Source organism: Acinetobacter sp. YH01021, assembly GCF_013420255.1.
Taxonomy (GTDB): Bacteria; Pseudomonadota; Gammaproteobacteria; order Pseudomonadales; family Moraxellaceae; genus Acinetobacter.
The window spans coordinates 1-6,347 of the sequence record NZ_VOYO01000049.1; the positions used below are offsets into that span (position 1 = coordinate 1).

Here is a 6,347-nt window from a genome sequence, read left to right on the forward strand (position 1 = left end):
GTGATGCGATTTACCAGGAGCACAAAAAGCTGAAAGGTCAGCATGAACACCAGAAAAAACATGGTGTGAAGGATTTATTGGAAAATGAAAAGTTTAAAGAACATGCCTGGAAGCAGTACCAACAACAGCATCCGGCCAAAGCCAAGCAATACCAAACTCTATACTCAACCTATCAAGTCATTAAGAAATGTGTGAATGAGATCAAAGCAGAACAACAGCTGAAACTCAGACAAGAACAACAACTCAAAGCACAGCAACATGCGCCTAGAATGAAATCTCGTGGCATGAGTCGCTAAACAGAGCGAGTGTCTACGAGCGAACTGAGAAAATTTGCCCTTTCCTTTCCCTGATTACAAGCTCCCTATCCATCAATCACCTGCATACCAGAGCATCCCGCATGGGTGCGAACTTTCCAAATTTGATTCTTAAATCGAGCGTAGCGAGAAAAAAAGTTCATGAGCGCAGCGAATTCCGAGTTGCTTTTGCTTTTTCTAAAAGTCACGAAAATATTAACCAAAAATTGCCCCAACGAATCGAGCGAAAGCGAGATTCAATAGAGTTTGAGCGAAGCGAAAACCAAGGGCAATTTTCATGAATTTTCTTTTTTATTTTATATTTATAATATTTAATATTTGAAGCATGTTTTCTTTTTTATTTTCAATAGATTATGATGGTATAAACATAGGTTTTATCCGTTTCAAACATAGGTTTTATCCGTATAAACATAGGTTTTATCCGTTTCAAACATAGGTTTTATCCGTTTCAAACATAGGTTTTATCCGTATAAACATAGGTTTTTATTTTACTATTTAAATGAGTATTGTTATGATGATTTCCTAAGTAAAAAATTTATCTAGATTTTGGTAAATCCATATAATGTTTATAGGGAAATAAGAATGAGCCGTTCAGAAAATTTAGACATGTCGATTCTTGTCTCTAAAGCAAATGATTTAGTAAAAGCTCATTATAAAATGACTGTTGTTGAGCACAGATTGTTCAATATCGCTTTATCAAAAATTCGTTCTAATAAGATTACATTAGATAATAATGTACCAATTACCATTTCAGCTCATGAATATGCAGATCTGTTTTCAGACACCATAGATGGCGGTTATAAAGCCCTTAGAACGGCTGTAGATACTTTATTTGAACGCCAGTTCACATTAGAGCGAGAAATCTCAAATACTAAAAAACACGTTAGAACATATAGATTTATTCAAATGAAGGGATATCTTGAAGGTGAAGCTAGAATTGAAATTCAATTTGCTAATGACGTCTTACCATTTGTAAGTGAGCTAGCTAATAAATTTACTCAAATTGATCTTCAACATACGGTTGATTTAAGCAGTCAATATGCCAATCGCTTATATGAAATTCTTAAAGAAGTGCAGAACTATAAAGAGCAAAAAGTTTTTCTAGAGTTGGACGATCTTCGATCTAGGTTCGGTATCGAAAATAAATATAAAACTATGTCAAATCTAAAAGACAATGTCCTGGACTTAGCTGTCACTCAAATAAATAAGAGCAAAGCCTGCGATATATATAACCTTCAATATACTAATAAGAAGGCAGGGAAAAAAATTATAGGATTTGAGTTTACCTATAAAATTAGAAAGCAACCAAAGAAGTCAGATATAGCTATACAACCTATAGTTTTAAAAATGACTGATTCGCAACGTTATCTTTTTGCTAATAAACTCTCTGGGCTTACCGAGATGAATAAATATTCTCAAGGTACAGAAAGTTACTCTCAATTTGCTGTTCGCATTGCCGAAATGTTGCAGGATCCACTTAAAATTGAAGAATTACTGCCATATCTAAAGAAAGTAGGATTTAATACAAAATAAACTTCATGTTCAGATTGGATGTTCACATGAACATCCTTGTACACGCACTGAGGGATTACATTGAACACAACAAAATTCAGCGTCATGGATGCAAGTAAAGCCTTTAAAAAATCACGTACAACAATATATGAGGCTTTAAAAAATGGTGAATTATCAAGAGATCATGATGGTCTTATAGACTTATCTGAACTTATCAGAGTTTATGGCAATCCAGTCGGTGTTCAGTCCAGTACACGTACTGAACAAGTTCAGAAGGATGTACAAGTACACGTTCAATCTGAGGTTGAAAGTGTATTAAAAGATCAAATTTCTTTACTCAAAAATCAGTTAGATTTAGCAAATCAAAGAGAAAAGTCTTTGATGCAACATATTGAAGATCTTACTTATAGAATTGAGTTTAAAGGCACCTTAGAACAGCCAAAACAAGAAAATATTAATCAGCTAGATGGATCTACTAATTCGAATATAGCAACAGATCCTCGGTCACAGGCTGAATCGAACTATGACGGATTGACTACTTCAGAGAATAAACGTATCCCTGTTCCAGAACACGTTGAGCCTGAACCTAAGAAGAGAAGCTTCCTGAGCCGTTTTTTCCTTCCCTATGGTTAACCAGGACTCCAATTTTGTGATGAGCCAATTTCAGTGCAAGCACATGAAATAGTGACTCATCACAAAATCGGATGATGTTTATTAAAACTGAATAAAACCGTGGAACATTGCTTATTTATTGAGCGTGGAACATAAAAAACAATAAAAAAGCCCGATCTGGAGGATACGGGCCAATCAAAATGATATATATCATTGATTAATAAAGACAATTATAAAGCATTTCGTATAAGGTGTATTATGTTAATTTTAGAAAATCTTCACTACTATTATTTTAAAATAAGCCTTATATCCAAGCATAAAACAAGGTTGTCTAGACTTCTTTTAACAGTAAAGTTATCATAAAACTGAATTTTATTTTTTAGGTAAGTTTATGCATTCTATCCGCATTCGTTAAGACACAACTATTTGCATAGTGACACTATTTTATAATGGTGGGCTTTTGTTGTGTCTTTAAGAATATATGCGGATATATAAAGTAAAAGTATGCTTAATTTATAAGTATGCTTTTAGTGCATAGTTTCCAGTTATAACTTAATTGACTAGCTATTTGTCCACCCTGTGGATGAATAGCTTTTTTTTTGGGAGGACACTGTGATGCTAGCTTTTGTTTTCACCTAAATCCTGTTTGCTGCATAAAAAATTTCAAGAGCTAAACAGGAGTAAATAAAAATGAGTTTAATTATTAAAGCGAGAAACATACGCTTGGATTATGCTGGGCGTGATGTTTTGGATATTGATGAATTGGAAATTCACTCTTATGACCGTATTGGTCTTGTGGGTGATAACGGAGCAGGAAAGAGTAGTTTACTCAAAGTACTTAATGGCGAAATTGTTTTAGCCGAAGCGACATTACAGCGTTTTGGTGATTTTGCACATATCAGCCAACTGGGCGGAATCGAAATAGAAACGGTCGAAGACCGGGCAATGTTATCTCGCCTTGGTGTTTCCAATGTACAAAACGACACAATGAGTGGCGGAGAGGAAACTCGTGCAAAAATTGCTGCCGCATTTTCCCAACAAGTACATGGCATTCTAGCGGATGAACCAACCAGCCACCTTGATCTCAATGGAATAGATCTACTTATTGGTCAACTTAAAGCATTTGATGGAGCATTACTTGTTATCAGTCATGACCGATATTTTCTTAATATGGTTGTAGACAAGATATGGGAGTTAAAAGACGGTAAAATTACGGAATATTGGGGTGGTTACTCGGATTACTTGCGTCAAAAAGAAGAAGAGCGACAACACCAAGCCGTAGAATATGAGCTGATGATGAAGGAACGGGAGCGATTAGAATCTGCTGTGCAAGAAAAACGCCAGCAAGCTAATCGATTAGACAATAAGAAAAAAGGAGAAAAATCCAAAAACTCTACCGAAAGTGCTGGACGACTTGGGCATGCAAAAATGACTGGCACCAAGCAAAGAAAACTGTATCAGGCAGCTAAGAGTATGGAAAAGCGTTTGGCTGCATTAGAAGATATTCAAGCACCAGAGCATTTGCGTTCTATTCGTTTTCGTCAAAGTTCAGCCCTAGAACTGCACAATAAGTTCCCGATTACGGCAGATGGTCTGAGCTTAAAATTTGGTAGCCGTACTATCTTTGATGACGCTAACTTTATAATACCGCTTGGCGCTAAAGTCGCTATAACTGGATCGAATGGAACAGGGAAAACGTCCTTGTTAAAAATGATATCAGAACGTGCTGATGGATTAACCATATCTCCAAAAGCTGAAATTGGCTACTTTACACAAACAGGATATAAATTTAACACGCATAAATCTGTGCTCTCCTTTATGCAGGAAGAGTGCGAGTACACAGTTGCGGAAATTCGTGCAGTATTGGCTTCAATGGGGATCGGAGCGAATGATATTCAAAAAAACTTATCCGACTTATCGGGAGGTGAAATCATCAAACTGCTTTTATCCAAAATGCTTTTAGGAAAATATAATATTTTGCTTATGGATGAACCAGGAAACTATCTTGACCTAAAAAGTATTGCCGCATTAGAAACAATGATGAAGTCCTATGCAGGAACTATTATCTTCGTATCTCATGACAAGCAATTGGTCGATAATATTGCTGACATTATCTACGAGATCAAAGACCACAAAATCATCAAGACTTTTGAGAGAGATTGTTAATGATAGCCAATCTAATCCGAACATTAATTATTGAACTCTTTAAAGGAAATTAAAAATGACAATTCAAGATATTCAATCACTTGCTGAAGCACACGGCTTGTTGCTTACGGACAAAATGAATTTCAATGAAATGGGCATTGATTTTAAGGTCGTTTTTGCTCTTGATACAAAGGGGCAACAATGGTTGCTGCGTATTCCTCGTCGTGATGGCATGAGGGAACAAATCAAGAAAGAAAAACGCATTTTAGAATTGGTAAAAAAACATCTTTCTGTAGAGGTTCCTGATTGGAGAATTTCATCTACAGAATTAGTGGCTTATCCCATACTTAAAGATAATCCTGTTTTAAATTTGGATGCTGAAACCTATGAAATAATTTGGAATATGGACAAAGATAGCCCGAAATACATAACATCTTTGGCAAAAACCTTATTTGAAATCCATAGTATTCCTGAAAAAGAAGTTCGGGAAAATGATTTGAAAATTATGAAACCTTCAGATTTAAGACCTGAAATAGCAAACAATTTGCAGTTAGTAAAATCTGAAATTGGTATAAGTGAGCAATTGGAAACCCGCTACAGAAAATGGTTGGATAATGATGTTCTATGGGCAGATTTCACCCAATTTATACATGGCGATTTATATGCTGGGCATGTACTAGCTTCAAAGGATGGAGCTGTTTCAGGCGTTATTGATTGGTCAACAGCCCATATAGATGACCCAGCGATTGATTTTGCTGGGCATGTAACTTTGTTTGGAGAAGAAAGCCTCAAAACTCTAATCATCGAGTATGAAAAACTAGGGGGTAAAGTTTGGAATAAACTATATGAACAGACTTTAGAAAGAGCAGCGGCCTCTCCTTTGATGTATGGTTTATTTGCCTTAGAAACTCAAAATGAAAGCCTTATCGTTGGAGCAAAAGCTCAGTTGGGAGTTATATAATTTAAAAATATGATTGCTGAGAACTGCCTTGTTTTGAAACTTGGTTGGCTTTAATTAGTTTTTAGTATTCTTTATAGAAAATGCCTCGATCAAGGGGCATTTCTAACAATCATTTAACATAAAATTTCTTATGTGAAGTAACCTGAATGCAGCGGTGCCCCATTGGGGGCGCGTTGAGATAAGCCTCTTTTAGATAACTTTAGCAACTCGATAGACAGTTGCAACTCCACAATTCACTGCTTTGGCAATTTCTTCCTTAGTCATATTGCCAACTACTAGCAATTCTTTTATTCGTTTATGTTTAGCCTCATTTGCCTTCTTGCCTGTTGGTTTGTAACCCGAACGTGCCAGGCCCTGCTTAATACGTTCTATACGTTTCTCATTGTCTAGGCGGGCCATTGTTGCCAGAAGATCAATCAACATATTGTTGATGAGTTCCAAGATTGAATGAGTAATGCTGTCACTGGTTTGAATCATTTGGTAGGTAGTAGGAAGATCTGCTACGACTAAACGAAGTCCCTTCTCCTGGATCCTGCGCTTCAGCTCTTGAAAATCTCGTTGGGTTAGGCGTGATAAGCGGTCAATACTTTCAACTAACAATGTGTCACCTTGATTTGCTTCTGACAGTAGCTTATTCAATTCAGGTCGGTCTAACTTCGTACCACTATAGTTTTCCACGTACACAATGGTTTCACCCAAATTCAAGTTTTGGTTTAGATCCTGAAGAATCTGCAAAGCCCTTTCTGCATCTTGATCTTTAGTTGAAGCTCGTAGATAAATACGTGTATTCATTTCTATCATTT

At 36.2% G+C, this 6,347-nt stretch carries 5 protein-coding genes and 1 pseudogene; 5 read left to right on the plus strand and 1 reads right to left on the minus strand.

Translation table 11 applies throughout. The features are described 5' to 3' along the window. The 5 genes and pseudogenes from FTT86_RS15400 to FTT86_RS15420 all read left to right on the plus strand — a co-directional run. Positions 1-296, plus strand: a pseudogene (locus FTT86_RS15400) (hypothetical protein); the annotation flags it as partial. A gap of 600 nt (positions 297-896) precedes the next feature. Further along, positions 897-1,847 (plus strand): replication initiation protein RepM, encoded by a 951-nt coding sequence (repM, locus tag FTT86_RS15405; RefSeq protein ID WP_052431316.1) that lies wholly within the window; start codon positions 897-899, stop codon positions 1,845-1,847. Between the two features lie 60 nt (positions 1,848-1,907). Beyond that, positions 1,908-2,459, plus strand: coding sequence for a plasmid replication DNA-binding protein (locus FTT86_RS15410; protein ID WP_257220492.1), 552 nt, complete (start codon positions 1,908-1,910; stop codon positions 2,457-2,459). Between the two features lie 669 nt (positions 2,460-3,128). Next, positions 3,129-4,604: an ABC-F type ribosomal protection protein Msr(E) gene (gene msr(E) / locus FTT86_RS15415; protein ID WP_180181466.1), complete on the plus strand. Its 1,476-nt coding sequence runs from the start codon at positions 3,129-3,131 to the stop codon at positions 4,602-4,604. A 55-nt stretch (positions 4,605-4,659) separates the two neighbouring features. Continuing rightward, positions 4,660-5,544: an Mph(E) family macrolide 2'-phosphotransferase gene (locus FTT86_RS15420; RefSeq protein ID WP_000155092.1), complete on the plus strand. Its 885-nt coding sequence runs from the start codon at positions 4,660-4,662 to the stop codon at positions 5,542-5,544. A gap of 189 nt (positions 5,545-5,733) precedes the next feature. Here FTT86_RS15420 and FTT86_RS15425 read toward each other — a convergent pair whose 3' ends face one another. Next, positions 5,734-6,345 (minus strand): recombinase family protein, encoded by a 612-nt coding sequence (locus FTT86_RS15425; protein ID WP_015060246.1) that lies wholly within the window; start codon positions 6,343-6,345, stop codon positions 5,734-5,736. Positions 6,346-6,347: the final 2 nt, after the last annotated feature.